At 70.0% G+C, this 25,702-nt stretch carries 25 protein-coding genes; 8 read left to right on the forward strand and 17 right to left on the reverse strand.

Annotation, left to right across the window (positions count from 1 at the left end; all coding sequences use genetic code 11):
- Positions 1-22: 22 nt before the first annotated feature.
- Positions 23-790: a VTT domain-containing protein gene (locus AC1MBE_RS03510; RefSeq protein WP_479782452.1), complete on the forward strand. Its 768-nt coding sequence runs from the start codon at positions 23-25 to the stop codon at positions 788-790.
- A 92-nt stretch (positions 791-882) separates the two neighbouring features.
- Here AC1MBE_RS03510 and rdgB read toward each other — a convergent pair whose 3' ends face one another.
- From rdgB to clpS, 6 genes are all read right to left on the reverse strand, one after another.
- A complete protein-coding gene (gene rdgB / locus AC1MBE_RS03515; RefSeq protein WP_479780940.1) occupies positions 883-1,557 on the reverse strand; it encodes an RdgB/HAM1 family non-canonical purine NTP pyrophosphatase in 675 nt (224 codons plus the stop codon).
- Positions 1,554-2,312 carry a ribonuclease PH gene (gene rph, locus AC1MBE_RS03520; protein ID WP_346959193.1) on the reverse strand — a complete coding sequence of 253 codons (759 nt, stop codon included), beginning with the start codon at positions 2,310-2,312 and terminating at the stop codon, positions 1,554-1,556. Before rph ends, rdgB begins: the two co-directional genes overlap by 4 nt.
- Positions 2,313-2,360: 48 nt before the next feature.
- Complete coding sequence (locus AC1MBE_RS03525; RefSeq protein ID WP_479780941.1) at positions 2,361-3,158, reverse strand: MBL fold metallo-hydrolase; 798 nt, start codon at positions 3,156-3,158, stop codon at positions 2,361-2,363.
- Positions 3,155-4,237, reverse strand: a complete 1,083-nt coding sequence (gene murI, locus AC1MBE_RS03530) for a glutamate racemase (protein ID WP_479780942.1) — start codon at positions 4,235-4,237, stop codon at positions 3,155-3,157. The genes AC1MBE_RS03525 and murI overlap by 4 nt, the downstream gene beginning before the upstream one ends.
- Before the next feature lie 68 nt (positions 4,238-4,305).
- Positions 4,306-4,866, reverse strand: a complete 561-nt coding sequence (locus AC1MBE_RS03535) for a DUF2017 domain-containing protein (protein WP_479780943.1) — start codon at positions 4,864-4,866, stop codon at positions 4,306-4,308.
- On the reverse strand, positions 4,859-5,227 hold the full coding sequence (gene clpS, locus AC1MBE_RS03540; RefSeq protein WP_479780944.1) for an ATP-dependent Clp protease adapter ClpS: 369 nt from the start codon (positions 5,225-5,227) through the stop codon (positions 4,859-4,861). Before clpS ends, AC1MBE_RS03535 begins: the two co-directional genes overlap by 8 nt.
- A 213-nt stretch (positions 5,228-5,440) precedes the next feature.
- On the opposite strand from clpS, the gene AC1MBE_RS03545 reads away from it, so the two are divergent.
- The 3 genes from AC1MBE_RS03545 to AC1MBE_RS03555 all read left to right on the forward strand — a co-directional run bounded on the left by AC1MBE_RS03545 (position 5,441) and on the right by AC1MBE_RS03555 (position 7,846).
- Positions 5,441-6,769 carry a nicotinate phosphoribosyltransferase gene (locus AC1MBE_RS03545; protein ID WP_346959188.1) on the forward strand — a complete coding sequence of 443 codons (1,329 nt, stop codon included), beginning with the start codon at positions 5,441-5,443 and terminating at the stop codon, positions 6,767-6,769.
- Positions 6,770-7,423, forward strand: coding sequence for an isochorismatase family protein (locus AC1MBE_RS03550; RefSeq protein WP_479780945.1), 654 nt, complete (start codon positions 6,770-6,772; stop codon positions 7,421-7,423).
- A gap of 78 nt (positions 7,424-7,501) precedes the next feature.
- Complete coding sequence (locus tag AC1MBE_RS03555) at positions 7,502-7,846, forward strand: hypothetical protein (RefSeq protein ID WP_479780946.1); 345 nt, start codon at positions 7,502-7,504, stop codon at positions 7,844-7,846.
- An 85-nt stretch (positions 7,847-7,931) separates the two neighbouring features.
- On the opposite strand, the gene AC1MBE_RS03560 is transcribed toward AC1MBE_RS03555, so the two are convergent.
- The 8 genes from AC1MBE_RS03560 to AC1MBE_RS03595 form a co-directional block, all read right to left on the reverse strand.
- Entirely contained in the window at positions 7,932-9,731 is a 1,800-nt protein-coding gene (locus tag AC1MBE_RS03560; RefSeq protein WP_479780947.1) for a DEAD/DEAH box helicase, read from the reverse strand.
- Between the two features lie 194 nt (positions 9,732-9,925).
- Positions 9,926-10,237, reverse strand: coding sequence for a DUF3039 domain-containing protein (locus tag AC1MBE_RS03565; protein WP_441417371.1), 312 nt, complete (start codon positions 10,235-10,237; stop codon positions 9,926-9,928).
- A 38-nt stretch (positions 10,238-10,275) separates the two neighbouring features.
- Complete coding sequence (gene nagB / locus AC1MBE_RS03570; RefSeq protein ID WP_479780948.1) at positions 10,276-11,058, reverse strand: glucosamine-6-phosphate deaminase; 783 nt, start codon at positions 11,056-11,058, stop codon at positions 10,276-10,278.
- Between the two features lie 52 nt (positions 11,059-11,110).
- Entirely contained in the window at positions 11,111-12,682 is a 1,572-nt protein-coding gene (locus tag AC1MBE_RS03575; protein WP_479780949.1) for a transporter, read from the reverse strand.
- Positions 12,664-13,449 (reverse strand): ABC transporter ATP-binding protein, encoded by a 786-nt coding sequence (locus tag AC1MBE_RS03580; RefSeq protein WP_479780950.1) that lies wholly within the window; start codon positions 13,447-13,449, stop codon positions 12,664-12,666. Before AC1MBE_RS03580 ends, AC1MBE_RS03575 begins: the two co-directional genes overlap by 19 nt.
- Before the next feature lie 36 nt (positions 13,450-13,485).
- Entirely contained in the window at positions 13,486-14,586 is a 1,101-nt protein-coding gene (locus tag AC1MBE_RS03585) for an NADH:flavin oxidoreductase/NADH oxidase (RefSeq protein ID WP_479780951.1), read from the reverse strand.
- Positions 14,586-15,587 (reverse strand): co-chaperone YbbN, encoded by a 1,002-nt coding sequence (locus AC1MBE_RS03590; RefSeq protein ID WP_479780952.1) that lies wholly within the window; start codon positions 15,585-15,587, stop codon positions 14,586-14,588. The genes AC1MBE_RS03585 and AC1MBE_RS03590 overlap by 1 nt, the downstream gene beginning before the upstream one ends.
- A 112-nt stretch (positions 15,588-15,699) precedes the next feature.
- Positions 15,700-17,556 (reverse strand): hypothetical protein, encoded by a 1,857-nt coding sequence (locus tag AC1MBE_RS03595; protein WP_479780953.1) that lies wholly within the window; start codon positions 17,554-17,556, stop codon positions 15,700-15,702.
- Between the two features lie 202 nt (positions 17,557-17,758).
- On the opposite strand from AC1MBE_RS03595, the gene AC1MBE_RS03600 reads away from it, so the two are divergent.
- Positions 17,759-19,081 (forward strand): AI-2E family transporter, encoded by a 1,323-nt coding sequence (locus AC1MBE_RS03600; protein WP_479780954.1) that lies wholly within the window; start codon positions 17,759-17,761, stop codon positions 19,079-19,081.
- A gap of 86 nt (positions 19,082-19,167) precedes the next feature.
- Here the strand turns inward: AC1MBE_RS03600 and AC1MBE_RS03605 are convergent, their stop codons facing one another.
- Both AC1MBE_RS03605 and AC1MBE_RS03610 read right to left on the reverse strand, forming a co-directional pair.
- Positions 19,168-19,965, reverse strand: a complete 798-nt coding sequence (locus AC1MBE_RS03605; RefSeq protein ID WP_479780955.1) for an alpha/beta hydrolase — start codon at positions 19,963-19,965, stop codon at positions 19,168-19,170.
- Positions 19,966-20,037: 72 nt separating this feature from the next.
- Complete coding sequence (locus tag AC1MBE_RS03610) at positions 20,038-20,448, reverse strand: ATP/GTP-binding protein (protein WP_479780956.1); 411 nt, start codon at positions 20,446-20,448, stop codon at positions 20,038-20,040.
- 101 nt (positions 20,449-20,549) lie between these two features.
- On the opposite strand from AC1MBE_RS03610, the gene nucS reads away from it, so the two are divergent.
- From nucS to AC1MBE_RS03625, 3 genes are all read left to right on the forward strand, one after another.
- Positions 20,550-21,245 carry an endonuclease NucS gene (nucS, locus tag AC1MBE_RS03615; protein ID WP_479780957.1) on the forward strand — a complete coding sequence of 232 codons (696 nt, stop codon included), beginning with the start codon at positions 20,550-20,552 and terminating at the stop codon, positions 21,243-21,245.
- Between the two features lie 34 nt (positions 21,246-21,279).
- The gene (locus tag AC1MBE_RS03620) at positions 21,280-22,524 is read left to right on the forward strand and encodes an N-acetylglucosamine-6-phosphate deacetylase (RefSeq protein WP_479780958.1); all 1,245 of its coding nucleotides are present in this window, start codon (positions 21,280-21,282) and stop codon (positions 22,522-22,524) included.
- A gap of 322 nt (positions 22,525-22,846) precedes the next feature.
- Positions 22,847-23,050, forward strand: coding sequence for a cold-shock protein (locus tag AC1MBE_RS03625; RefSeq protein WP_011692441.1), 204 nt, complete (start codon positions 22,847-22,849; stop codon positions 23,048-23,050).
- Positions 23,051-23,200: 150 nt separating this feature from the next.
- Here the strand turns inward: AC1MBE_RS03625 and AC1MBE_RS03630 are convergent, their stop codons facing one another.
- On the reverse strand, positions 23,201-25,672 hold the full coding sequence (locus AC1MBE_RS03630) for a bifunctional lysylphosphatidylglycerol flippase/synthetase MprF (protein WP_479780959.1): 2,472 nt from the start codon (positions 25,670-25,672) through the stop codon (positions 23,201-23,203).
- Positions 25,673-25,702 lie beyond the last annotated feature (30 nt).

A 25,702-nucleotide genomic window follows, 5' to 3' on the forward strand; every position in this document is an offset into this window, starting at 1 on the left:
TAGATAGGTGAACCCTTACACCTTGCACGACTTCGCCGTGACCACTTTCGGAGGCGCCGGACCGGTCCAGCCGCACCTGGCCTCGTTCCTGCCCGACTGGCTCAACCCCCAGGTCTTCCTGGCCGACCCGGCCCTCGCGCCGTGGGTCGTTGTGCTGGTGTGCGGCATCATCTTCGCCGAGACCGGGCTGCTGATCGGCTTCTTCCTCCCGGGTGACTCGATGCTGTTCACCGCAGGGCTGCTCGTCGCGACGGACACGATCAAGTTCAACATCTGGGCGTTCGCGGCGCTGATCGTCGTTGCCGCGATCATCGGCAACCAGGCCGGCTACCTGATTGGTTCCAAGGCCGGCCCAGCCATCTTCAACAAGCCGGACTCGAAGCTGTTCAAGCGCGAGAACGTGGAGAGCGCGCACGCGTTCTTCGAGAAGCACGGCGGCAAGGCGCTGATCCTGGCCCGCTTCGTCCCCATCATCCGGACCTTCGTCCCGGTGATCGTCGGCGTGGCCCAGATGAGCAAGCGCAAGTTCTTCACCTACAACGTGATCGGTGCGGTGCTCTGGGGCGGCGGTGTCACCCTGCTGGGCTACCTGCTGGGCGACAAGGTGCCGTGGGTCCGCGACAACCTGGACATTATCTTCATCGCGATCGTGCTCCTCTCGGTCATCCCGATCGGCATTGAAGTGATCCGCGGCTTCGTCGCCAAGCGCCAGGCCGAGAAGTACGGCACGGGCCTGGTCGAGGAATTCATCGAGGAGCACGAACCCGAGGAAGAGCGCAAGACCCCCTAACGCCGGTCCGGGACAGGCAGTCAGGACACGACCCAAAAGGATGGCGCCCCACACTGTGGGGCGCCATCCTTTTTCGTTTTCTTAGCCGGGCGCTACCTGCCTGCCAGGGCTTCCACAATCGCCGGCAGCAGCGCGCGGAAGGCGTGCCCGCGGTGGCTGATGGCGTTTTTCTCCTCCGGGCTGAGCTCGGCGCAGCTGCGGTCCAGTCCGCTGGGCTGGAGCACCGGGTCGTAGCCGAAGCCGCCGGCGCCGCGCGGCTCCCGTAAAAGGGTGCCTTCGAGCTGGCCGTATTCCACCACCTCACGGGCTTCCCCGCCGGCCGACGGCGGGACCGCGAGGGCCGCGGCGCAGACAAACGCGGCGCCGCGGTAGTCGTCCGGCACGTCGGAGAGCTGGTCCAGCAGCAGCTGCAGGTTCGCCGCGTCGTCGCCGTGCCGGCCGGCCCAGCGGGCCGAGAAGATGCCGGGCGCGCCGCCCAGGACGTCCACGGCCAGGCCGGAGTCGTCGGCGATCGCGACCAGCCCGGTGGCCGCCGCCACCGCCCGCGCCTTGAGCAGCGAGTTCTCGGCAAAGGTCACGCCCGTCTCGGCGACGTCGGGGGCGCCGACGGCGCCTGCGTCCACCACCTGCGTGTCGACGTCGAGGCCGGGCAGCTGCCCGCGCAGCAGCTCGCGGAGCTCGCGGAGCTTGCCCTGGTTGTGGGTCGCGAGAACCAGGACCGGCCGGTCCTGCCGCTCCGCCCCGCTGTCGGACGGGTTGCCGCTCACGGTGCCTCGGCCAGGGTGTCGCGCTGGATCGCGGCAAGCTGCTCCGTGCCCAGCAGGGCCAGGTCCAGCAGCTTGTTGAGTTCGTCGCGGTCGAACGGCGCGCCCTCGGCCGTGCCCTGCACCTCCACGAACTTGCCCGAGCCCGTCACCACGACGTTCATGTCGGTCTCGGCCCGGACGTCCTCCACGTACGGCAGGTCCAGCATCGGCACGCCGTCGATGATGCCCACCGAGACGGCGGCGATGGTGTCCACCAGGGGCTGGGCATTGCGGGCAATCAGCTTGTTCTCCCGGGCGTAGCGGATCGCCTCGGCCAGCGCGACGTAGGCGCCGGTGATCGCGGCCGTGCGGGTGCCGCCGTCGGCCTGCAGGACATCGCAGTCCAGCACAATGGTGTTTTCGCCCAGCGCCTTGGTGTCGATGATGGAGCGCAGCGAGCGGCCGATCAGTCGCGAGATCTCGTGTGTGCGGCCGCCGATCTTCCCCTTGACGGACTCCCGCGCCGAGCGCGTGTTGGTGGCCCGTGGCAGCATCGCGTATTCGGCGGTGACCCAGCCGCGGCCCTCACCCTTGAGCCAGCGCGGCACGCCTTCGGTGAGCGAAGCCGTGCAGAGCACCCGGGTGTTGCCGAACTCGATCAGGGCCGAGCCTTCGGCCTGCTTGGACCAACCGCGGGTGATGCTGATCGGGCGGAGCTGGTCGGGGGTGCGGCCATCGGCGCGGATGACGGGGGCGGTAAGAGCTTCGGAAGTCATGCCTTCCAGCATATCGACTTGGCGGTGCGCGCCGCCCCCGACGCCAGCTCAGACGGTGTAGTGCACTCCCGCGACGGCGACCGCCACATGCTGGCCAAAGACCTCCTTGGCCTCGGCCATCACCTTCGTCGGCGACGTCCAGACCGGGATATGGGTCAGCAGCAGCCGCCGCGCACCGGCGGCCACGGCCGCCTCGGCGGCACGTTTGCCGGTCAGGTGGACGTCCTTGATGCCGTCGTCGCGGCCCTCCTCGAACGCCGCCTCGCACAGGAACAGGTCCGCATCCCGGGCGGCGTCCTCGAGGCCGCCGCAGGAGTCGGTGTCCCCCGAGTAACTCAGCACCCGGGTGACCGCAGCGCTGTCCTTGTCCGGTTCGGTCACCTCCACCCGCAGGGCGTACGCCTCCTCGACGGGGTGGTTCACCGCGTACGGGGTGACGGTGAAGGGGCCCATCGCCACGGGCTTGCGCTCGGACCAGTTGCTGAAATCGAACTCCTCATGCATGCCGGGGTCCAGGTCTAGGCCGTACGCGGTGGCCATCCGGTCCGCGGTCGCCGCGGGCCCCCAGACCGGGATCCGGCCCCGTCCCCAGCCGCCCGGCTTCCAGCGCACTGCGACGTGGAGGCCGCACAGGTCCATGCAGTGGTCCGGGTGCAGGTGGGTCAGGAAGATCCCGTCAATGTCCTCCAGGTCGGTGTACCGCTGGATGGCGCCGAGGGCGCCGCTGCCCAGGTCCAGCACGATCTTCCAGCTCCGCTCGCCGTCGTGCGCGGTCAGCAGGTAGCACGACGCCGGCGAGCCGGGCCCCGGAAAGGATCCGGTGCAGCCCACGATGGTCAGCTTCACCGGCCGGACCTCCCGAAGCCGGCCAGCGGGGAAGCCGGGGCGTCAACATCGGAGGAGACGAAGTTGGAGATCCGGGGCCGGCCGGCGGAGGCCTGCGCGGCGGCAATCATCTCCGGCGTGATCCGGGCCAGGCTGCCGGTGGGGTACTGCGCGGCGACGTGGTCCACGTGGCGGACGCTGAGCACCTCCGGGCCGAGGAAACGGCGGGCCAGGTGCTCGAACTGCGCGGCGTCGCCGGTGGCGATGAAGTTGTGTTCCGGGGCGGTGGTACCGGTACGCTCGAGGCCGCCCGAGGCCAGGGCGCGGTAGACGTCCTTGGCGGTTTCCTCCGCACTGGAGACCAGCGTGACGTCCTCGCCCATGACGTAGGAAATCACGCCGGTCAGCAGCGGGTAGTGGGTGCAGCCCAGCACCACGGTGTCCACGCCGGCGGCCTTGAGCGGGGCCAGGTATTCGCGGGCGACGGCGAGCAGTTCCGGGCCGGTGGTGATGCCGGCCTCCACGTAGGAGACGAAGGCCGGGCACGCCGCCGAGGTGATCTCCAGGTCCGGGGCCGCCGCGAAGGTGTCCTCGTAGGCGCGCGAGCCGACGGTGGCCGAAGTGCCGATCACGCCGATCCGGCCGTTGCGGGTGGCCGCGACTGCGCGGCGGACGGCGGGCTGGATCACCTCGATCACGGGGATGCCGTACCGGGCCGTGTAGCGTTCCCGGGCGTCGCGGAGCACGGCCGCGGACGCCGAATTGCAGGCGATGGTGAGCAGCTTGACGCCGGAGTCGACGAGCTCGTCCATCACGCCGAGCGCGTTGGCTCGGACCTCGGCGATCGGCAGCGGACCGTAGGGCCCGTGCGCGGTGTCGCCGACGTACAGGATGGATTCATTGGGCAGCTGGTCAATGATGGACCGTGCCACCGTCAGGCCGCCGACGCCGGAGTCGAAGACGCCGATCGGACGCTCCCCCGGCCGGGAATCCCCGGTGCTGCCCGCTGCGGTCTCCGCCGCAGCTTCCGCTGCCGGATCCGTGCTCGATGCTGAAGTCATGATTATTCGAGGATAGGGCTTCGCTACAGGCGCGGCCATCACATTGTGTCGAGCAACTCGTGTCTGATAAGTCACAGGCGGCCGGAACGTCCGCGACCTCGCAGGCCCTACGCCTCGAGCGAGGCCAGCATCGCCTGGACCAGGGATTCCTGCAGCCAGGTGGTGAAGTTGTAGACCAGGGCCAGGTAGCTTTCCACGTCCTCGGCCTGGGACCAGTCCTGCATCCGGTGGACGTGCTCGGCGTCGGCGTCGTCCCGGATGTCGAGCCGCTCGGCGAGCACCAGCCGGACGTCGTTGAGCGCGGTGGACCAGTGCCGGGCGTCCGCGGGCGTCAGCACCAGCTCGTCCTTGTCCAGCCCCAGGGCCGCAGCCTTCAAAGCCCCGATCTTGCTCTCCCGCAGCGAGCGCTCGGTGTACCGGCGGAACTCGAGGGAAGCCTTGTCGTCGTCCTTCATCACGTTGGGCAGCAGCCGGCGCAGGGCACGGTCCGACGGCTCGCGGGCCTCGGCGTCCAGCCCGACAAGCGCCGCCAGCGGGTCCTGGTTGGCGCGTTCCTCCGGCGCCAGCATGGAGATGACGTCATCGAAGAGGCTGCGCAGCAGGTCCCGTTCGGCCGGCTCCAGATAGCCCGTGATGCCCTTGAGCCCGTATTTGAACGCCTTAGCCACGTTTTCCCTTGCCCTTGCCTGATCCGTTGCCGCCATGGCCGCCGCTGGCCTTCTCCACCGTGGCCCACAGGCCGTAGCCGTGCATCGCCACCGCGTGCTGCTCCACCTGCTCCTTGCTGCCGTGCGCCACGATGGAGCGGCCCTTCTTGTGGACCTCCAGCATGAGTTTGTTGGCCTTCGCCTCGGAGTAGCCGAAGTAGCTGCGGAACACGTAGCTCACGTAGCTCATCAGGTTCACCGGATCATTCCAGATCACGAGGTTCCAAGGGATGTCCGGGGCGGTCAGGACGTCGGTCGACGCCGCTGTTCCGGTCTGGGTGCTCTCCTGGGTGTCAGGGCCGAGCGCAACGCTGAGGGTCATCTGTCCATTCTATGGCGAGGGTGGGCCCACGCCGGCGAGGGCCCCGCGGCGAAGCGAAGCGAGACGCGGGAGCCGGTGGGTGGGCCCACGCCGGCGAGGGCCCCGCGGCGAAGCGAAGCGAGACGCGGGAGCCGGTGGGTGGGCCCACGCCGGCGAGGGCCCCGCGGCGAAGCGAAGCGAGACGCGGGAGCCGGTGGGGACTAGAGTGAATTTGTGAGTACCTCAGCTGGCTGGGACCATCCCCGCACGTCCCTGTACACCGACCACTACGAGCTGACCATGCTGCAGGCCGCGCTGCATTCCGGCGCCGCCCACCGCAAGTCGGTGTTCGAAGCCTTCGCGCGCCGGCTGCCGGACGGCCGGCGCTACGGGATCGTGGCGGGCACCGGCCGGCTGCTGGAGGGGATCGCCGACTTCCGCTTCGGCGACGCCGAGATCGACTTCCTGCGCCGGACCAAGGTGGTCAATGAAGAGACCCTGGAGTACCTCGCCAATTTCTCCTTCTCCGGCGACATCTGGGGTTACGCGGAGGGCGAAGCGTACTTCCCCAACTCCCCCATCCTGATCGTCGAATCCACCTTCGCCGAGGCCTGCATCCTTGAGACCTACATCCTCTCGATCCTCAACCACGACAGCGCCATCGCCTCCGCGGCCTCCCGCATGATCACCGCCGCCGGGTCCCGGCCCTGCGTCGAGATGGGCTCCCGCCGGACCCAGGAAGAATCCGCCGTCGCCGCCGCCCGGGCCGCCGTGATCGCCGGCTTCGACAGCACCTCCAACCTTGAGGCCGGCCGCCGCTACGGGATCAAGACGGTGGGCACCGCAGCCCACTCCTTTACCCTGCTGCACGACACCGAACGCGAGGCCTTCGAAGCGCAGATCGCCTCGATGGGCGCCGGCACCGCCTTGCTGGTGGACACGTACGACGTCGAGGCGGCCGTCCGCACCGCCGTTGAACTGGCCGGCGACAAGCTCGGCGCGGTGCGGCTGGACTCGGGCGACCTCGTGGCGCAGGCCCAGTGGGTGCGCCAGCTCCTGGACCAGCTGGGCAACGAGAACACCCGGATCATCGTCACCTCGGACCTCGACGAATTCGCCATCGCGGCGCTGCAGTCCGCCCCGGTGGACTCCTACGGCGTCGGCACCTCGCTGGTGACCGGCTCCGGAGCGCCGACGGCGAGCATGGTCTACAAGCTGGTCAGCCGCACCGACGACGCGGGCGACTTCGTTCCGGTGGCCAAAGCCGCCAAGAACAAGACCAGCAAGGGCGGACGGAAGTACGCGCTGCGCAAGCTCAACGAGCGCGGCACCGCCAGCCAGGAGATCGTCGGGATCGGACACCGCCCGGACGACGACGGCAACGACCGGCAGCTGCTGCAGCAGTTCATCAAGAACGGCGAGCTACTGCCCGGCTGGACCGGGCCGGAGGGTGTGGTGCGGGCCCGGCAGCGGCACGCGGACAGCATGAAGGAGCTCCCGGCCGTGGTCAACCGGCTCCAGCGCGGCGAAGCGGCCATCCCCACCATCTACGAGGAGGACTGAATGTCCCGTGCCTTGATCATCGTTGACGTGCAGAACGATTTCTGTGAGGGCGGGGCGCTCCCGGTCGAGGGCGGGGCGGCCCTGGCCGCCGAAATCAGCGAATACGTGGACGCCCACCACGGGCAGTTCGACCACATCGTGGCCACCCAGGACTGGCACATCGAGCCGGGCGCACACTTCTCGGAGCAGCCGGACTTTATCGACAGCTGGCCGCCACACTGCGTCGCCGGCACCCGCGGCGCGGAGCTGCACCCGGACCTGGACACCGAGTACATCCAGGCCTATTTCCGCAAGGGCCAGTTCACCGCGGCCTACTCGGGGTTCGAGGGGCTGCTCGCCCCGGACGACGCCGTCCCCACCGGCGACCGCAAGCCCGGCTCCCTCCCGGTCGCCGGGGCCGGCACCGGCGACGCCGCTGACGCTTTCGCCGCGGACGAGGATGCCATCGGCCTGGACGACTGGCTGCAGAGCCACGACGTCGAAGAGGTCGTGGTGGTGGGGATCGCCACCGACCACTGCGTGAAGGCCACCGCCCTGGACGCCGTCCAGGCCGGCTACTCCGTCACCGTGCCGCGCGGGCTCACCGTGGGAATCGCCGAGGACCTTGAGGACGCGTTTGCGGAGATGGAGCTCGGCGGCGTCGACCTCGCCTGAGCCCGCCGCCGCCCCGAACCACAGTAGACTCGGAACCCTTGCCAGTAACGTCGGACCCGTAAATTCCCGGAGTACACCATGAAAAAGACCCTGACCGTCCTGATTGCTGCCGGGACCCTGCTCGGCGCAGCCGCCTGCTCGGCCCCGAAGATGACCAGCGAGGAAACCTGCGCCCGCATCAAGACCATCACCGCGTCGCCGACGTCCGGCTCGGACAAGTTCGGCATGACCCGGCTGGCGAACCAGATCCGGCCCATCGAGGCGACCGCCTCCGAGGAGCTGCAGGCTCCGCTGCAGTCGATCCTGGAGTACCTGGACGAGTCGGCGAAGAAAGACTCGGACGCCGCCAAACTTGACGAGCTCAAGGCCAAGTACACCGCGGCCGGCCAGTCGCTGTCGCAGACCTGCGGCGCCGCCCAGTAACGGGGGCACGGCAAACACAAAAAGGGACCGGCGACCCCGGTCCCTTTTTTGCGCCCCGCGTCCTGACGGATGCAGCCGCCGGCGGCTATTTCCGGCCGATAAACCAGTCCTGGAGCTTCCGCAGCCGCGTCTGCAGCTGCTCCTCGTTGGCCTGCGCCACGGGAGGGCCGCCGCAGACCGTCCGCAGCTTGGTGTGGATGACGCCGTGCGGGGTCCCGGTCCGCGCGGACCAGGCCGCCACGTTCTTCGCCAGTTCGGTGCGCAGGTCCATCAGCATCCGGTGGTCCGGCAGGGCCGGCGCGGGCTCGGCGGTTCCGGCCCGCGAAGCGTCCCCCTGCGGGGCGCGCTTGTTCTTGCGGTTGAGTTGCTCGTGCTGGCGCTGGCGCAACAGGGTGCCGACCTGTTCGGCGTCGAGCAGGCCGGGGATCCCGAGGAAGTCCAGCTCGTCCTCCGAGCCGACCTCGCCGCCGGTCCCGAACTCGCCGCCGTCGAACAGAACCCGGTCGAAGGAGGCCTGCGAGTCGAGCGCCTCGAACTTGCCCTTCATCAGGGTGTCGGAGGCCTTCTCCTCGCGGTTCGCCTCGTCCATCAGCGAGTCCTCCGGATTGAAGAGCCCGTCGGCGTCTTCCTTCTCCGGGCGGTCCAGGGCGTGGTCGCGCTCGGCTTCCATAGAGTTCGCCAGCGCCATCAGCTGCGGCACGGACGGCAGGAACACCGACGCCGTCTCGCCGCGCTTGCGGGCGCGCACGAAGCGGCCCACGGCCTGGGCGAAGAACAGCGGGGTGGACGTGGAGGTCGCGTAGACGCCGACCGACAGCCGCGGGACGTCGACGCCTTCGGACACCATCCGGACCGCGACCATCCAGCGCTTCTCGCCCGCGGAGAACTCCTCGATCTTGGACGAGGCCTTCGCATCGTCGGAGAGGATCACGGTGGGCGATTCGCCGGTGATCTTCTTCAACTGCCCCGCGTAGGCCCGGGCGTCCTCGTGGTCGGTGGCGATGACCAGGCCGCCGGCGTCGGGCACGGTGCGCCGCACCTCGCTCAGGCGCTTGTCCGCGCCGGCCAGCACGGCCGGAATCCACTCACCGGCGGGGTTCAACGCGGTCCGCCACGCCTGGGAGGTGATGTCCTTGGTGACGGCGGCTTCGCCGAGGGACGCGGCCATCTCGTCCCCGGCGCTGGTCCGCCAGCGCATCTGCCCCGAGTAGGCCATAAACATCACCGGGCGGACCACGTGGTCGCGCAGGGCCTTGCCGTAGCCGTACGTGTAGTCGGCCTTGGAGCGGCGGATGCCGTCGCGGTCCTCGGCGTATTCGACGAACGGGATCGGCGAGGTGTCCGAGCGGAACGGGGTACCGGTCAGCGACAGGCGCCGGGCCGCGGGGTCGAAGGCCTCGCGCAGCCCGTCACCCCAGGAGAGCGCTTCGCCGCCGTGGTGGATCTCGTCCAGGATCACCAGCGTGCGCGCCGCCTCGGTCTTGGCCCGGTGCAGCATCGGCTTGCTGGCCACCTGGGCGTAGGTGACCGCGACGCCGATGAAGCCGCGGCCGTGCTGGCCGTCCGCGTTCTTGAAGTTCGGGTCGATGGCGATGCCGACCTTGGCTGCCGCGTCGGCCCACTGCCGCTTCAGGTGGTCCGTCGGGGCGACGATGGTCACCCGGTTCACGACGCCGGCCTCGATCAGCATCGAGGCCACGCGCAGCGCGAACGTGGTCTTGCCGGCGCCCGGCGTTGCGACCGCCAGGAAGTCCTTGGGGTGGGTGCTGAAGTAGCTGTCCAGGGCTTCCTGCTGCCAGGCGCGCAGCTTCGGCGCGGTGCCCCAAGCGGCCCGCTCCGGGTACGCGGGCGGCAGTACGGGTCCGCCAAAAAGTGTCTCTGTCACTTAGCAGGCCTCCGATCCGCACACGGCAGCCGGTTCCGGAGAAGCCCAATTAAGCACAAAAACACCAATCTTTTTCGGATGAACCGGACAGCAGAATCGCGGCGGATACCGCAGTGCCGGAGGGCAGCGGCGGCACAGCGCCGCCGGCCGCCGTGGATCAGGCCGCGCGGCGCGGGTGGCCTGTTTGAAAGGCCTTATTTACCGGAGTCTCCGCCGTCGCCGCCCGGGCGCAGGCCCTCGTAGACCTCTTTGCACTCCGGGCAGACCGGAAATTTCTTCGGGTCGCGGCCGGGCGTCCACACCTTGCCGCAGAGGGCAATGACGGGTTCACCCGACAGGGCGGACTCCATGATCTTTTCCTTGCGCACGTAGTGCGAGAAGCGCTCCCGGTCGCCCGGCTCTACTTCCTGGCGCAGTTCCTCGCGCTCAATCGTGGCCGTCGACGTCCCGGCTCCGGAGAGCTCACGCATCGGGTCGTTTTCCAAGGGATCCGTCATGCTGGTCATGACATCCATCTTAGCCGCTGGAACCGGCACCGCCGTCGTTACAAACCCTGCCAGCGGGGTTTGCCGTCGTAACTGTGCCGGTAGAAGTCGGCGAGTCGCAGCGAGGAGGCCGCCGCCTCGTCCAGCAGGACGGTGGCGTGCGGATGCAGCTGCAGGACCGAGGCCGGGCAGATGGCGGCGACCGGCCCCTCGGCGAGGTCGCGGACGGTTTGGGCCTTCTGCGCGCCGGTGGCGAGGAGGATCACGTGCCGGGCCTCCAGGATGGTGCCAAGGCCCTCGGTCAGGACGTGGTGCGGCACCTCCGCGAGGCTGCCGAAGAAGCGGGCATTGTCCCGCCGCGTCTGCTCGATCAGGGTCTTGATCCGGGTCCGGGAGGCCAGTGAGGACCCCGGTTCGTTAAAGCCGATGTGGCCGTCCGTGCCCAGCCCGAGCAGCTGCAGGTCCACTCCCCCGGCGTCGCGGACGGCGTCCTCGTAGGCCCGGCAGGCCGCGGGAATGTCGGCGGCCTGCCCGTCGGGGCCACGGACGTTGTCCGGGCTGATGTTCACCCGGTCGGTGAATTCGCGCCGGATGACCTCGCGATAGGACTCGGGGTGCCCGGCGGGGAGACCTACGTACTCGTCCAGCGTGAAGGCGCGGACGCGGCTGAAGTCGAGGCCGCCGCGCTCATGCCGTTGCGCGAGTTCCTCGTACACCGGCAGCGGCGAGGATCCGGTGGCCAGGCCCAGGACCGCGTCGGGCTTGCGCCGGAGCAGGGCCTCGATCGCGTCGGCGGCGAGGGCGGCAATCGGCTTGCTGCCGGGAAGGATGACGACTTCCATGAACCGCAGGCTACCCCACTGCCGCCGTTCCGGCCCGGGCCGTCGGACCCGGTCAGCGGTTGACGGCCAGCTGCGCGAGCAGTTCCGGGGTGCGCGAGTCGAACCATCTGCCGCCCAGCCGCACCCCGGCAACGAACAGGACGGAGCCAAGGACCGGGCCCAGCACCAGGGCGATCCAGCCCGGCACCGTGCTGCCGCCGGCCAGCTGCAGCGCCACGAGGGCCACCTCCGGGCTCACCAGCAGCAGCAGGACCGCCATGCCGCCGAACTGGACGGCAAGGGTCTGGGCCACGTTGCCCGGCGGTTTCTTGAACGGGCTGTCGCCCGGCAGCGGCACCGGCATGGTGTAGCGCGCCGAGACCACCGAGGACAGACCCAGCCCGGTCAGCAGGACGCCCACGGCCAGGCCGAGGATCCCGGGCAGGAGCGGCCAGTCGCCGGTGACGAACATCGGGACGACGCTGAAGACCAGCACCACGGGCAGCGCGAAGGCCAGGCACGCCAGGGCCCGCCCCAGCCTGTCCTGCCGGCCGCGCACGCCGGCGGAGACGTGCAGCGCGAAGGCGGTGCTGTCGTAGGAGACGTCCGAGGAGATGGACCACGCCAGCAGGAAGGCGGTCAGTGGCCCGACGAACTGCAGGATTCCGTAGTACCCGGACTGGCTGGCCTGGAACCAGAGCAGCACCGGCAGCAGCGGCACCACCACGAGGGAGCCGGCGTAGCGCGGATCGCGCAGCCAGTAGCTTAGCGATCGGGCCACGATCGCCCCGGTGGGGGTGGCGGGAACCAGCGCGAACAGGCCAAGCCCCGACGTCTTTTTCTTGGCGGTGCCGGCGTAGGGCGGGGTGACGAGGGCACGCTGCAGCAGCAGCTTCCAGCACAGGGCCAGGCCGGCCAGGGTGGCCAGGGCGATAAGCAGCTTCAAGGCGGCCGGTCCGTAGCTGTCCGCGGCGAGGTCTCCGCCGAGCGCCCAGGCTGCCCCGACGGGCGTCCACGCCACGAACCGCGCCAGCTCTCCGACGAACCCGGCGGACCCGGCGATCCCGCGGGCGACCCCGGCCACGATCGGTCCCATCAGGACCAGCGGGATCAGGAAGGCGACCGCGCTGACGTCCTTGAAGCGCCGGGAGTTGGCCAGTCCCACGGTGCCGGTGGTGACCACCCGGGAGAGCACAATGCAGGTGAGCACCCCGAGGACGGCGCCGGCCAGGGCACCGGACGCGGCGAGGAAGCCCCGGGACCAGGTGCCCACGGTGGCCAGGGCAACCAGCGACGTCGCCGCCCCCGGAATGCCGATCAGCCCGGCGAGGGCCAGGCCGGCCAGCAGCTGCGGCATGGGCACGGCAAAGGTCGTGAAGCGGGCCGGGTCCAATGTCAGGTCCGCGGCGGAAGCCACCAGAGGGATGACGGCCCAGCCCAGGACCGCGGCGGAACCGCCCAGCACCACCACTGTCTGCGCCGTCCCGACGTCGGCCTGGCGCAGGAGCAGCAGCCCGGCGACGCCGAGCCCCACAATCCCCAGGGCGTACAGCGCCCCGATGCCAAGGCCCACCAGCTGCCACGGGCTGCGCCGGAGGCTGTTGCGCAGCAGGGTGAGCTTGAGCCTCAGAAGGTGCGCAACCATTCCAGCCCTTCCGTGTGGCTGCGGCCGCCCACCAGCTGGACAAAGCGGTCCTCCAGTGACTCGCCGGCGCGGACAGCGTCGACGCTGCCGGCGGCGAGCACCCGGCCCCCGGCCACGACCGCGACGTGGTCGCACATCCGCTGCACGAGGTCCATCACGTGGCTGGAGACGATGACCGTCCCCCCGGAGGCCACGTAGCGGTCCAGGATGTCGCGGATGTTGGCGGCGGAGATGGGGTCCACCGATTCGAACGGTTCGTCCAGCACCAGCAGCCGGGGCGCGTGGATCAGCGCGGAGGCAAGGGCGATCTTCTTGGTCATACCCGCGGAATAATCCACCACGAGCGTGCCGGCGTCCTGGCTGAGGTCCAGGGCCGCGAGCAGCTCGGCCACGCGCGCCGCCACCACCTCGCGGTCCATGCCGCGCAGCAGGCCGGCATGGCTCACCAGCTGCTCGCCGGTCAGCCGGTCGAAGAGCCGGACGCCGTCCGGCAGCACGCCCATCAGCTTCTTGGCCTCCAGCGGGTGCTGCCAGACATCCACGCCGTGGACCAGGGCGGTGCCGAAGTCCGGCCGCAGCAGCCCGGTGGCCATGGACAGGGTGGTGGTTTTGCCCGCGCCGTTGGGGCCGACGATCCCGTAGAAGGAACCGGCCGGAACGTCGAGGCTGATGCCGTCGACGGCGATCTTGGTGCCGAAGCGCTTGGCCAGCCCGCGCAGCGCCAGCGCGGGGACGGGCGGCTGCGGGTGCGGTTGCTCGAAAGTCATGACGTTAGACTAACTGCCGCCCGCCGTTGTGCGGGCCTAGAAGGTATGCCGCGGAATGGCACGCTCGTACTGCGGCGGCCAGGCCAGCTCGTGGCCCAGCTCGAACGCCGCACGCAGCCACCAGTGCGGGTCCCGGAGTGCGGCCCGGGCGATGAACACACCGTCCGCCTGCCCGGTGGCGACCGCGTGCTCGGCCTGGCCCGCCGAGGTCAGCAAACCGACGGTGCCGGTCCGGACGCCGGCTTCGCGCCGGATCCGGGCGCTGAACCCGGTCTGGTAGCCGGGGCCGACCGGGATGGACTGGTGCGCGACGGCCCCGCCGCTGGAGACGTCCACGAGGTCCACCCCGTGTTCGCCCGCAGCGCGGGCCAGCCGCACCGAGGCCTCGGCGTCGATGCCGCCCTCGGCCCAGTCGGACGCGGAGATCCGCAGCAACAGCGGCATGGACTCCGGGATGACCTCACGTACGGCGTCGATGACGGCCAGAGTCAGGCGGTTGCGGCCCTGCTCGTTCCCGCCCCAGCTGTCCGTGCGGTCGTTGACCAGCGGGCTCTGGAACTGGTGCAGCAGGTAGCCGTGGGCGCCGTGGATCTCGATCGTGTCGAAGCCGGCGCCGACCGCGCGGACGGCGGCGGCGGCGAAGTCGGCGATCACGCCGTCGATCTCTTCCACGGTCATCGCCGACGGCGGCGCGTAGCCGTCAAAGGCGCCGCTGCCCGGTCCCACCGTTGCCCAGCCGCCGTCGGAGACGGGGACGGTGCCGGTCTTGCCGGAGAACGGCCAGTAGGAGGACGCCTTGCGCCCGGCGTGGGCGAGCTGGGTGCCGATCTTGGCGCCGGCGGAGCCGTGCCGGTGCACAAAGTCGACGATCCGCTGCCATGCCTCGGCCTGGGCATCGTTGTAGAGGCCCGCGTCCCGCGGGCTGATCCGCCCCGCGGCGTTGACGGCGGCCGCCTCGGTTAGGATCAGGGCGGCTCCCCCGGTGGCGAAGGAGCCCAGGTGCATCAGGTGCCAGTCGGTGGGCACCCCCTCGGCGGTCTCCGGTTCGCAGCTGTACTGGCACATCGGCGAAACCCAGCCGCGGTGCTCGAGCCGCAGCGAGCGCAGCTCCAGCGGAGTGAACAGTGCCGACCCCACTAGAACAGCACCCGGGCGAGGTTCTGCCGGGCCTTGGCGACCCGCTCGTCGGACGTGCCCACGACGTCGAACAGCTCCAGCAGGCGCACCCGGGCGGTTTCGCGTTCCGGACCGAAGTTCCGGCCGATGAACGCCACGATCCGGCCGAGGCCGTCCTCAACGTGGCCGCCGGCAATGTCCAGGTCGGCGACGGCGAGCTGGGCCTCCAGGCTGTCCGGTTCCTCGGCGGCCCGGCCGCGGAGGGCGTCCGTTTCCGCGGCGGACAGGGCCTGCAGGCGGCCCATGAGCTCCACCTGCGCCAGGCCGGCCTTGGCCTCGGCATCGGCTGGCATCTCGGTCAACGCCTGGCGGTAGGCCGCGGCCGCGCCCGCGTAGTCGCCGGCTTCGATCGCGTCGAAGGCCTTCTGGTGCAGCGGCGGCAGCGGCGGAGCCTCGGCCTCGGCCGCGCCGGGGCCGCCGGCGCCGATCCGGCCGGTCACGCCGTTGGCTGCCGCCACCTTGAGGAGTTCGTCGAAGAGGCTGCGCACCTGCTGCTCATCGGCGCCGCCCTGGAACAGCGGCACGGGCTGGCCCTTGACGACGGCGACGGCGGTCGGAACGGCCTGCACCTGGAACGCCTGGGCGAGCTGGGGGAAAGCCTCGATGTCGGCGGCGCCCAGGACCAGCTGTCCGCCGTAACTTTCCACGATCTGCTCCAGCACGTCCACCAGCTGCGCGGAGCCGGGCGAATAGCCGGCCCACAAAGCAATCACCACGGGGACCTGGGCGGAGAGATCCACCAGCTCCTGGAAGTTGGCCTCGGTGACGTCCACCCGCAGCGGCGCCGCGGAGCCGCCGTCGGATGCAGCGGCACCCGGCGCCCCGGCTCCGGGGGCCGGCGGCCGGCCCGCCCCCGCGGGCGGCGCCGGGCGCTGCTTCAGCGAGGAGAGGTCGACGGCGCCCCGCAGGTTAAGCGGGTTGGCGGCAGCTGGAGGGACCGGGCGGGAAGCTGGCGAAGTCATGGCTCCACTCTATCCACTACGCCCCGCACAGCAACGACCGGGCCGCACTGGCGGCCCGGTCGTTGTAGGTGTGCTGCGGTTTACTGCCCTGGGCGTTGCTGCCCTGGGCGGGCTACTTGAATTTCGCCCCGACCAGGCCGCGCGTTGCGGCCACCAGTTTCATCGGGTCCTTGGATCCGGTCGGCGGCACGTAGACGGCCACGGACTCGGCGAAGTTCAGGACCATGCCGGTGCTCGTTTCCTTGCCGCCGGCCAGAGCTGCCGCGTCGTTGCCGATCGTCAGCTTGTCGCCGGAGTTCTTCGGCGTGCCATCCAGGGCAAAGTCCAGCCGGCCCAGGACCAGCGCGCCGCCGTCGGCGGTGCGGAACACCACGGTGTCCTCCGGGACCACCTTGTGGGTGAAGGAGAACTTGCCGTTGGCGCCGGACTTCACCACGTCCTTCTGGTAGGCCAGGGTGTCCGCGATGTACGGCGAGGACTTACCTTCGGTGAGCTTGTCCTTGAAGGTGGAGTCGGCCTTGGTCAGCCGGTCGGCCAGGCCGGAGAGTGCTTCCTGGCCGCTGTACAGCAGCCCGGACTTGTCCGCGGCGGCCAGGGTTTCAGTGCCCCCGCGGTTGATCCCTGGGAAGGTGGTGCCCGGCTGCAGCGGGGTGGCCCCGACCAGCTTGTAGTTCTCCCGCGGCGAGGTCTGCACCAGGGTCAGCAGCTGCGGGACCACGTTGCCGTCACCCTGGGTCACGGCCATCACGGACCGCGGCCATGCACGCTTGCTGCTGACCACCGTGGTGAGGAGCTTGGTGGCGCGGACCGGCATGCGGGGCTCGTAGCTGCCCACCTTGGAACGGATCTTGTAATTCTGCTTGCGCACCTCCAGCTCGCTGGCGCCCACACGGGGTGCGAGCTTGGCGGCGTCCTTGGCCGCGTCGCCGGCGTCGACGGCGCTGGAAACCTGTTCCAGGATGCGGCGGAACTGAGCGTCCAGCAGGACCGGGGCGGCGGCGTCCTCGGCGGCGGCCGAAGAGGCCGAGCCGCTCGGCGACGGCGCGGGGCTTTGGCTGGCCTGCGCCGCAACGCCGGTGCCCGCTACCGCGACGGCGGTGAGCAGCGCCACGGCCGCGCCGGAGCGGCGGCGGACGGCGAACGTGGCCGGCTTGTTCTCTACAGCGCTGCCTGCTGCGTTGCCGCTACGGGCCGGGTTGCCGTCAGCGGCGCCGCCGGCAGGGGCTGCGTTGCCGGCTGCGGACTTGGCCTTGGCTTTCGCCTGGGCCTTCGCCTGGGCGCGGCGGGCAAAGAGGCTGCCCTTCGCAGGGCCGCCGGGGCCGCCGGTGGAACCGTCGGAGCCGTTCCGGTCGTTGGTACCGCGCGTCGGCTTGAGCAGCAGCAGTGCGGCTCCTGCCAGGAACAGCAGTCCGCCCAGCACCATCAGGGGAATAGCCCACGGGGTGGAGGTGTCGTTGGGGAAGGTCATCGAAATCGAGGACGGGGCGGCCTTCTTGCCGTCGGAGGCGAGCAGGAGGGCCCAGTCGCCGTCGGCCGGCGCGGTCCACGAGTAGTCGAGGGTGCCGCTGGCGTTCTCCGTGGTCACCCACAGATCCGACCCGGCCGGTGACGGCGCGGTGGCTTCGCCGTCGGCGTGGTCAAGCTGCAGCGACTTGCCGTCGTCTGAGACGCCGGAGACGGTGTTGTGGGCGGTCTTGCCCACCCACGCGTCGACGTCGTCGGGCCGGCCGGCGGCGAGGATGAAGTTTCCTTCCCCCTTGACCTGGATTTTTACGGTGCCGCCGTGCAGGGTGCGCAGTTTCTCGTCAATGACGGTCAACGGGGCAGCGGTCCCGCCGGCGGGCGCGGTGGCGGTGACGGTCTCGGCCGGAGCCCAGACGGTCTTCTGGCCGATGCCTGCCAGCAGTGTCAGGAGGCCGAGCAGCACTAGTGCAACTGCAGTCTTGAAACGCAAAATAATACCTATCATCAGCGGACACGTAGCTTTAACAGTAACCGTTTTGTTACCTGAGAGTCAGATCGGGGACGTTGTCAAGCCCCTCCCCGGCCCTGCCCGCCGCCGCCGACCCGCCAGTTGGCAAGGCGGCTGATAGTGTTTGCGGTGATCATCACACCCGGCACGCAGCCGCGGTTTCGCAGGGATTTAACAGAGAAAAAGGGCATTCGACGCAGTGACTGAACCCACGGATTCGTCCCCCGCAGGACAAATCGCCAGCCAGGAATCCGGCAGCCAGCCACACGGTCCGCAGGAGCCCGCCACCCAGCTCTCCACCCCGCGCGCGGCCGCGGCCGGTTTCCTGATGTCCATGGCACGCCGGCTGCGCCAGCCGTTGCCCGGCGCGCAGCCGCGGCTGCGTTTCGAGATGCCGCCCGAGCTGCCGCCCGGGCAGGACGAAGAGGCCGAAGCCGGTCCGGACACGGAGAGCACCGCACGGTTCGGCAACCCCGGCCCCCGGATGTCGTCCCAGCACCCGCTCTACGTCGGTTTTATGGGCACGGTCGGCGTCGGCGCGGCCCTGCTGGTGTACTGGATCGGCTCCAACACCACGCAGCTGCTGCTCTGGATTGTCACCGCGTTGTTCATTGCCCTCGGGCTGGACCCGGTGGTGCGCTGGCTCGAAAGCAAGAAGGTGCCGCGGCCCGCGGGAATCCTGGTCTCGGTAGCCGTCCTGGCGCTGGCCGTCACCGGGTTCTTCGCCACCCTGATCCCCACGATTGTCCAGCAGGTCACCCAGGTCGTGCAGGAGGCGCCGCACTGGATCCAGGACTTCATCGATTCCGATTTCTTCCGCACGGTGGACAGCCAGTTCGGCGTCCGCGACCGGATCAGCCAGGAGCTGGAGAAGTTCGTCAACAACCCGGAGGCCATGAGCGGCATCTTCGGCGGCGTCGTCGGTTTCGGCACCACCGTGGCGAACGGCCTGTTCGGCGCCCTGATCGTGCTGGTCCTGAGCCTCTACTTCCTCTCCGCCATGCCGGCGATGAAGAAGTGGGGCTACCGGCTGGCGCCGCGCTCGCGCCGCGCCCGGGTCGAGGCCTTGTCCGAAGAGATCACCGGCTCGGTGGGCAACTACGTCATCGGCCAGGTCTGCGTCGCGCTGCTGAACGCCACCTTCGCCTTCATCGTGATGTCGGTCGTGGGCGTCCCCTTCGCCCTGCTGCTCGGCTTTGTGGTGGCCCTGCTGGCCTTTATCCCCCTGGTCGGCGGCATGATTGCCGGCGTCCTGGTCACCCTGATCGCCCTCACCGCGGGCTGGCAGACGGCCGTGGTCTTCGCGATCTGCTACTTCGCCTACCTGCAGTTCGAGGCCTACTTCATCTCCCCGCGGATCATGCAGAAGGCCGTCGCGGTCCCCGGCGCGGTCGCCGTCATCTCGGTGATCGCCGGCGGCAGCGTGCTCGGGGTGCTCGGCGCCCTGATCGCCATCCCCACGGCCGCGGCGGTCATGCTGCTGGTCAAGGAAATCTTCATCGTGCGCCAGGACAAGCACTAGCGTTTTCGCTGCGCCAACGGACAGCCGCTACGTGGGCCCACGTAGCGGCTGTCCGTTTCCGTTGCGGTTTCCCGCAGGCGGCGCGTTCAGGCGTGGGCGGTGGCGACCGGGCCGTCCCACTCCTCGGGCAGCGCAGCGGCGGCCCCGCCCGGCAGCACCTCGGCCACGATCTCGTTGAGCACCCGGCCGGCGTACTTCTCCCCCACCCACAGGTGCTTGGCGCCGTCGACGCCTACGACGTCGGCGTGCGGCACCAGGCTGAAGCGTTCGGCGGCGGCGGCGGGCTGGAGGTAGTCGTCGTGCTCCGGGACCAGGACCTTCAGCGGCTTGCCGGACGCGGCCCATTCCTTGAGGTGGACGTCGGTGGCGCGGTGCAGCGGCGGCGAGAGCAGGATGGCGCCCTCGATTTCGGCGGCCACCGGCTCGGTGGCGCCGTACATAAGCGCGAGTTCGGTGCCAAAGGACCAGCCGACCAGCCAGCGGTTGGGCAGTCCGCGCTCGACGGCGAAGCGCACCGCCGCCTCGACGTCGAGCCGTTCGCCGATGCCTTCCTCGAAGGAGCCCTGGCTGGTGCCGCGCGGCGAGGACGTCCCCCGGGTATTGAAACGCAGCACCGCAATGCCGGCGAGGGCAGGCAGCCGGTAGGAGGCCTTGCGGTAGACGTGGGAGTCCATGAATCCGCCGTGGGTCGGCAGCGGGTGCAGCGTGATGAGGGTCGCCTTGATCTCGCCGGATTCCGGAACCGCCAGTTCGCCGACCAGCCGGTGCCCGTCCGCGGTGCGGAGTTCCACGTTTTCGCGGCGGGCCGGCAGCACGGTGGAGGCACGGATGGCGGTGGGCGCGGAAGGCTGGCTGAACGCGAAGGACGCCGGGTCGAAAGTCATGCCCTCCAGCTTAGCGAAACCGGGCAGGGTTGGCCGTTTACCGTCGGCCGGCTGAGCCGTTCCCGGAGTCCGTCAGCGGTACCGGTAGCTGCGCGAGGTCCAGCAGTTGGAGTGCCAGTGCCGGCGCTCGGCCAGGCCCGCGGCCGCGCCGAAGATGTGGTCTTCGGACCAGACCACCAGGTGCGCCGTTCCGGGTGGCACGGCGGTGTGGCATCCCGGGCAGATATACGTCTTCCCGGCCCGGCTTGCGGAGATCGAGCGGACTATCCATTCGCCGTCGGGGGCGCTTTCGCGCCGCGCAATCCCGGTCCGGGCGCGTTCCAGGTCCAGTTCCGGTGCGGGGCCGGCGGCGTGCTTGCCGGCGGCCCGCCCTGCCCCTTTCCCTGCGCCCTTCCCCGTCCCTTTCCCTGCGCCCTTCCCTCCGCCCTTCCCTCCGGGAGAGTGGCCGGACACGGCTCGGCGGGGACGGTTGGAACGCGGCATGCCTCCATTCTGCCCCAGCCCGGCTGCTCCCGCGCCCCGCGGGGCACCGGCCGGCCGCCACGGCGCCCGGGAGCACCGCATCAGGCGGTAGTGTTGACCGGGTGCGTTTAGTCATAGCCCGTTGCTCCGTAGATTATGTCGGCCGGCTCAAAGCCCATCTTCCGCTCGCCACCCGGCTCCTGCTGGTCAAGGCCGACGGTTCGGTCCTCGTCCACTCGGACGGCGGATCCTACAAGCCGCTGAACTGGATGAGTCCGCCGGCGAGGCTCCGGGTCTCCACGCCGGACGAGGTGGACGTGGAAGTCGGCGTGATCGAGCAGTGGACGGTACAGTCCACCAAAACCGATGACCGGCTCATCATCAACATCCACGAACAGCTGCACGACACCTCGCACGAACTCGGCGTGGATCCCGGACTGATCAAGGACGGGGTCGAGGCGGACCTCCAGCGGCTGCTCGCGGAGCAGATCGAAACCCTCGGTGCCGGCTTCTCACTGATCCGCCGCGAGTACTTCACCGCGATCGGTCCGGTGGACATCCTCGCCCGCGACGCCAACGGCGCCACCGTGGCGATCGAACTCAAACGCCGCGGCGACATCGACGGCGTCGAGCAGCTCACCCGCTACCTCGAGCTGTTGAACCGCGATCCCCTGCTGGCTCCGGTGCGCGGCATCTTCGCCGCCCAGCAGATCAAGCCGCAGGCCAAGGTGCTGGCGAACGACCGCGGCATCGACTGCGTCACCCTGGACTACGACGCCATGCGCGGCGTTGACGACAGCGAGTCCCGGCTCTTCTAACACCCTGCCGGGGGCCGCGCCCTAGACTCTGAGGATGAACTTCGACCCGGCCGGCCGGCACCTCCTGTACGGCACGGTGGTCAGCGACGGGGCCGCGCAGCACGACGCCGTCGTCGCCGTGGCAGCCGGCCGGATCGCCTACGCCGGTCCGGCTGCCGGCTTCAGCCCCGGACCCGCCGGGTTTGGCGGGGTTCCGGCGCTGGAGCTGCCGCCCGGGGCACTGATCCTGCCCGGCCTGGTGGACCTGCACTGCCACGGCGCCTACGGCGGCGACTTCCCCGGCGGGGAGGAGGCCGCGGTGCGGCGTGCCATCGATTTCCTGCACCGTGCCGGAACCACCACCCTGCTGGCCAGCCTGGTCACCGCCTCCCGGGAGTCGCTGCTTCAGGGGATCGCCCTGCACGCCCGGCTGAGCGGTGAAGGCCTGCTCGGCGGGATCCACCTGGAAGGACCCTTCCTCGCCCCGTCCCGCTGCGGGGCGCAGGACCCGGACTTCCTGCGCGATCCCGATCCGGCGCTCCTCGCCGAGCTGGTGGCCGCCGCACGCGGCACCCTCGCCACGATGAGCTTCGCCCCCGAGCTGCCGGGCGCCGACGCCCTGGCCCGGCAGCTGGCCAGGCACGGCGTGGTGCCCTCGCTGGGCCACACCGACTGCGACGACGCCACGGCCGCAGCCGCCCTGGGCACCGCCGGGGAGGCACTGCAGGCCGGGGCGCGTCAGGCCGGGGTGCCGGCGCGCGGCACCCGGCCCACGGTGACCCACCTCTTCAACGGCATGCCTCCCCTGCACCACCGGGCGCCGGGACCCGTCGCCGCCTGCCTGCGCAGCGCGGCCGCCGGGGCCGCGGTACTGGAACTGATCGCCGACGGCACCCATCTGGACCCGGCCGTCGTGGCCACGGTGTTCCAGCTCGTGGGCGCGGCCAACATCGCGCTGGTAACCGATTCCATGGCAGCCGCCGGCCTGCCCGACGGCGGGTACGCCCTGGGCAGCTCGGCGGTGACCGTTGCTGCCGGGGTCGCCCGGCTCGACGACGGCGGTGCCCTCGCCGGCGGGACCGCCACGATGCTGGACGTGGTGCGCCGCACCGTGGCGGCCGGTGTGCCGCTGACCGACGCCGTCCGCTCTGCCACCGCGGTTCCCGCCGCCGTCCTGGGGCTCGGCGCCGAACTCGGCTCGCTGCGCCGCGGGTTCCGCGCGGACGCCGTCATTGCCAATTCCGGGCTGGACCTTTTCCGGGTAATGCGGTCCGGGGAATGGCTGGCGGCGCTTTCCTAATGCGTCTTTCGGCAGGCGCCTTTAGGGGCTGCGGCCGGCCGCGCCGGCGAGTTTCCAGGGCCGCGAAGTCGTTCATGAACTCTTTCCATAAAATTTATGGCAATTATGCGCCGGGCCCGTTGACCTGACGCAGGCGGCGTGAAATTCTTGTACCAGTCTTTGTGTAGGTGTTTTTCATGCTCGCAAGACATGTTGCGAGCGTGAAGCTCCTGCCGCAAACGCCCGGTCAATCCGGGCGGACGCCAAGGTTCTTCTCGCAGAGTGACCAAGGCCGGTGCAAAGTGCGCGGGACTTCTTCAAGATCCACAATGAGGAGAATTAAATGGCACAGGGAACCGTCAAGTGGTTTAACGCTGAAAAGGGCTTCGGCTTCATTACCCCGGATGACTCCGATGGCGATGTCTTCGTTCACTACTCCGAAATCCAGACCGGCGGCTTCAAGACCCTCGACGAGAACCAGCGCGTTCAGTTCGAGATCGGCCAGGGCGCCAAGGGCCCCCAGGCTACCGGCGTCACGCTGGTCTAGTCTCCCCGGCGGACTGCCTCCGGCAGTCCGCTCGGATAATGATCCCCGGCAATATTGCCGGGGATCATTTTTTTGCAGTTGAATGCCGCGCTCCGGCGCATTGTTTGCGGCGTAATGCCGGCAGTGCGCTAAATCGCCGCGGGCCCCGAATTAGCGCACCAGGGTGCGGAGCAGCCGGGCACTCTGGCGGACCGAAAGGTCGGGAAGGTACGCCCGGCTCAGCGCACGGCCTATCGCCGGCAGCTGCAATGGGTCCTGGTAATACAGGTACAGGGTGCGGTATTCCGGCTTGAACCGGGATTTGAATGCGGCCAGGGACCGGAATCCGTACACCGGCTCCAGCGCCCGGCCCACCACATCGAGAATTCCGGCGAGGCCCTCACTGTCGCGGGGGCCTTCGGCGCCGTCCGCCGGTGGCTCCTCCCGTGTCAGCGGGGAGCCGGAGAGGGAGATCACCTCCACCGAATCACGGAGCTCCAGCACGGCCGAGGCGACCAGGAACTCCATGGCGCCGGGGAAGGCGTCCCCGCGCCGGCGCATCACATCCAGCGTCCAGCTCACCAGCCGCCCGCCGTCGAAGACCGGCAGCCAGCTGGTCACTCCGTGCACGCGGCCCCCGGCGTCCACGGCGAGGCAGCACAGCACCTCATCGTCCTCAAGCGAGTCCAGGCTGCCCAGGGTGAATCCCATTTCCGGGACGGACTTGCCGGCAGCCCATTCCTCCGACACCTCGCTCAGCTGCGCCCGCAGCGGAGCCGGGAACTCGCGGTAGCGGCCCCAGACGGCGCGGACACCGGTCTTGGCCGCCCGGTTCAGCGCCGTACGCACGTTTTGCCATTCCTTGCCCTTGAAAGTCAGCTCGCGGACCGCCAGCCGGGTCTCCAGCGCCACGGCCACGCGGCGGAACCCGCGGGCCTTCAACGGCGGCCAAAGCTCGTCCGTGCACGAATAGAAGCCCGGAATCAGCGCATGCTCGTTGCAGTAGTCCAGGAACTGCTGGGCTACTTCGGCGCGGTGCGCTGCCGGGCCAAAAGGTCCCGCTACCGTCAGCGCGACGTTGCCGTGCCGCTGGTAGGCCACTCCCCCGCGGCCTTCCGTGGCGAACCAGTAGGTGTTCGGCTCCCAGAGCGCCATCCAGGACAGCGAGTCGCCGCCCTGTCGGATCAGGGCCCGGGCCACTTCACGGTCCCCGGTCGCGGCGTCGGTGCCGTGGTGCCGGCGCAGCAGCACCAACCAGACACCGGCCAGCGCCACGGCCCAGAAAATGATGCCGGACCAGGCGAAGAGGAAGGCCTCGACCGCATTGCGGTTTTGGAAGACGCGGCTGTAGGTGCCGGGAATGGGCAGCGGCAGGTACTGCCGGGCCAGCTCGGCGGCGAGGCCGAGCCAGCCGCCGTCGCGCTCCAGGCCGCCGGCGGCGAACCATGCCGCGGTGTAGCCCCCCGCAAGCACCAGGAGGGTCCCCGCGACGGCCAGCGCCAGGACACGGCGGGCCCGGCGTGAGGTTTCCACCCGGAACAGGCGCCGGTTGGCGACGAGCAGCAACACCAGCGCGAGCGGGACGGCCACAAGCGGCAGCACGTGCACAACGGCCGAACCCATGACAGCCGCGTGGGCCCGGGCGGGGTTATGCGGAATCCGGGCGAACAGTGTCAGGTACACGCTGGCCAGGGCAGTGACGCCCAGCTGGACCAGGACGGCGATCCGCAGCGCGAGCCGCCGTCCGTGCCGCATGCCGTCGGCGCAAATCAGCAGCAGCACCACGGGAACCACCGCCAGGGCCAGACCCAGCGGGCCTGCGTACCCCTCGCGGCCGGCCCCGAGGCAGCTGATGTCGGCGCCGGCGCCGCAGTTCTGTTCCAGCTGACCCAGGGTGGGCAGCGGGTTGAGCACCATCTCGCGCAACAGCGCCAGCGGTCCGGTGGGGCTTCGCACCGCGGCCGTGATGAGCGGACCCACGGCGAAGATGGCCACCGTCAGCGCCAGCAGGTTGCGGGTCTCCCGGCCGGTGGAGCGGTGGCGGTGGAGCGTGCCCTTGTCATCCCGGATCCACCAGCCGGCCATGAGTCCGGCCACGGCGCCCGCCAAGCCCACCACCATCTCGGGGTGCCCGACGTACAGCACGAGCAGCAGGGCGGCTGAGACCACCGCGGTGCGCAGCCGCCGCTGCCACAGGGCAGGCAGCAGCGCACATGCCGCCAGCGTGACGGCGAGGATGGCCGCGTACGGGCCGATCAGCCGCGCCTCGACCATGGCGCCGAGCCAGCGGTCGCCGGCGAACTGCGCCAGCTGCGTGGCGAGGAGGAACAGGGTCACGGCCGCGAACTGCCCGGCACCGAAAAAGACGGCGGTGCGCAGGGACCCGAGCCGGCGTTCGGCAGTGCCGAGCAGTCCCAGGATCATCAGCGATGCCGCCAGGTAGGCCAGCGGGTTGGTCGCAAAGAACAGCGAGCTGAACATGGTCCACCAGAGTCCGCCCTGCAGCCCCGGGGCGCTGACCGATGCGGCCTCCAGCACGGACTCCGGCGGGCCGGCAAGGAAACTGCCGGACACCGCGCCGGTGGCCAGGAAGGCCAAGAGGAACGCCAGGGAGAAAGGGATCGTCTTCAGGTGCCGTCCCATGCGGCGAAGGCCGTTCCGCCGGAAGCCGTG

It is taken from the genome of Arthrobacter sp. BG5, assembly GCF_056680155.1.

Bases quoted from the DNA above. Each gene is read 5' to 3' on its own strand.
- rph (WP_346959193.1), bottom strand. From the start codon at position 2,312: ATGACTTCCGAAGCTCTTACCGCCCCCGTCATCCGCGCCGATGGCCGC.
- murI (WP_479780942.1), bottom strand. From the start codon at position 4,237: ATGGCCGCGCCTGTAGCGAAGCCCTATCCTCGAATAATCATGACTTCA.
- clpS (WP_479780944.1), bottom strand. From the start codon at position 5,227: ATGACCCTCAGCGTTGCGCTCGGCCCTGACACCCAGGAGAGCACCCAG.
- AC1MBE_RS03550 (WP_479780945.1), top strand. From the start codon at position 6,770: ATGTCCCGTGCCTTGATCATCGTTGACGTGCAGAACGATTTCTGTGAG.
- AC1MBE_RS03555 (WP_479780946.1), top strand. From the start codon at position 7,502: ATGAAAAAGACCCTGACCGTCCTGATTGCTGCCGGGACCCTGCTCGGC.
- AC1MBE_RS03565 (WP_441417371.1), bottom strand. From the start codon at position 10,237: ATGACCAGCATGACGGATCCCTTGGAAAACGACCCGATGCGTGAGCTC.
- nagB (WP_479780948.1), bottom strand. From the start codon at position 11,058: ATGGAAGTCGTCATCCTTCCCGGCAGCAAGCCGATTGCCGCCCTCGCC.
- AC1MBE_RS03575 (WP_479780949.1), bottom strand. From the start codon at position 12,682: ATGGTTGCGCACCTTCTGAGGCTCAAGCTCACCCTGCTGCGCAACAGC.
- AC1MBE_RS03580 (WP_479780950.1), bottom strand. From the start codon at position 13,449: ATGACTTTCGAGCAACCGCACCCGCAGCCGCCCGTCCCCGCGCTGGCG.
- AC1MBE_RS03590 (WP_479780952.1), bottom strand. From the start codon at position 15,587: ATGACTTCGCCAGCTTCCCGCCCGGTCCCTCCAGCTGCCGCCAACCCG.
- AC1MBE_RS03595 (WP_479780953.1), bottom strand. From the start codon at position 17,556: ATGATAGGTATTATTTTGCGTTTCAAGACTGCAGTTGCACTAGTGCTG.
- AC1MBE_RS03605 (WP_479780955.1), bottom strand. From the start codon at position 19,965: ATGACTTTCGACCCGGCGTCCTTCGCGTTCAGCCAGCCTTCCGCGCCC.
- AC1MBE_RS03610 (WP_479780956.1), bottom strand. From the start codon at position 20,448: ATGCCGCGTTCCAACCGTCCCCGCCGAGCCGTGTCCGGCCACTCTCCC.
- AC1MBE_RS03620 (WP_479780958.1), top strand. From the start codon at position 21,280: ATGAACTTCGACCCGGCCGGCCGGCACCTCCTGTACGGCACGGTGGTC.
- AC1MBE_RS03625 (WP_011692441.1), top strand. From the start codon at position 22,847: ATGGCACAGGGAACCGTCAAGTGGTTTAACGCTGAAAAGGGCTTCGGC.
- AC1MBE_RS03630 (WP_479780959.1), bottom strand. From the start codon at position 25,672: ATGGGACGGCACCTGAAGACGATCCCTTTCTCCCTGGCGTTCCTCTTG.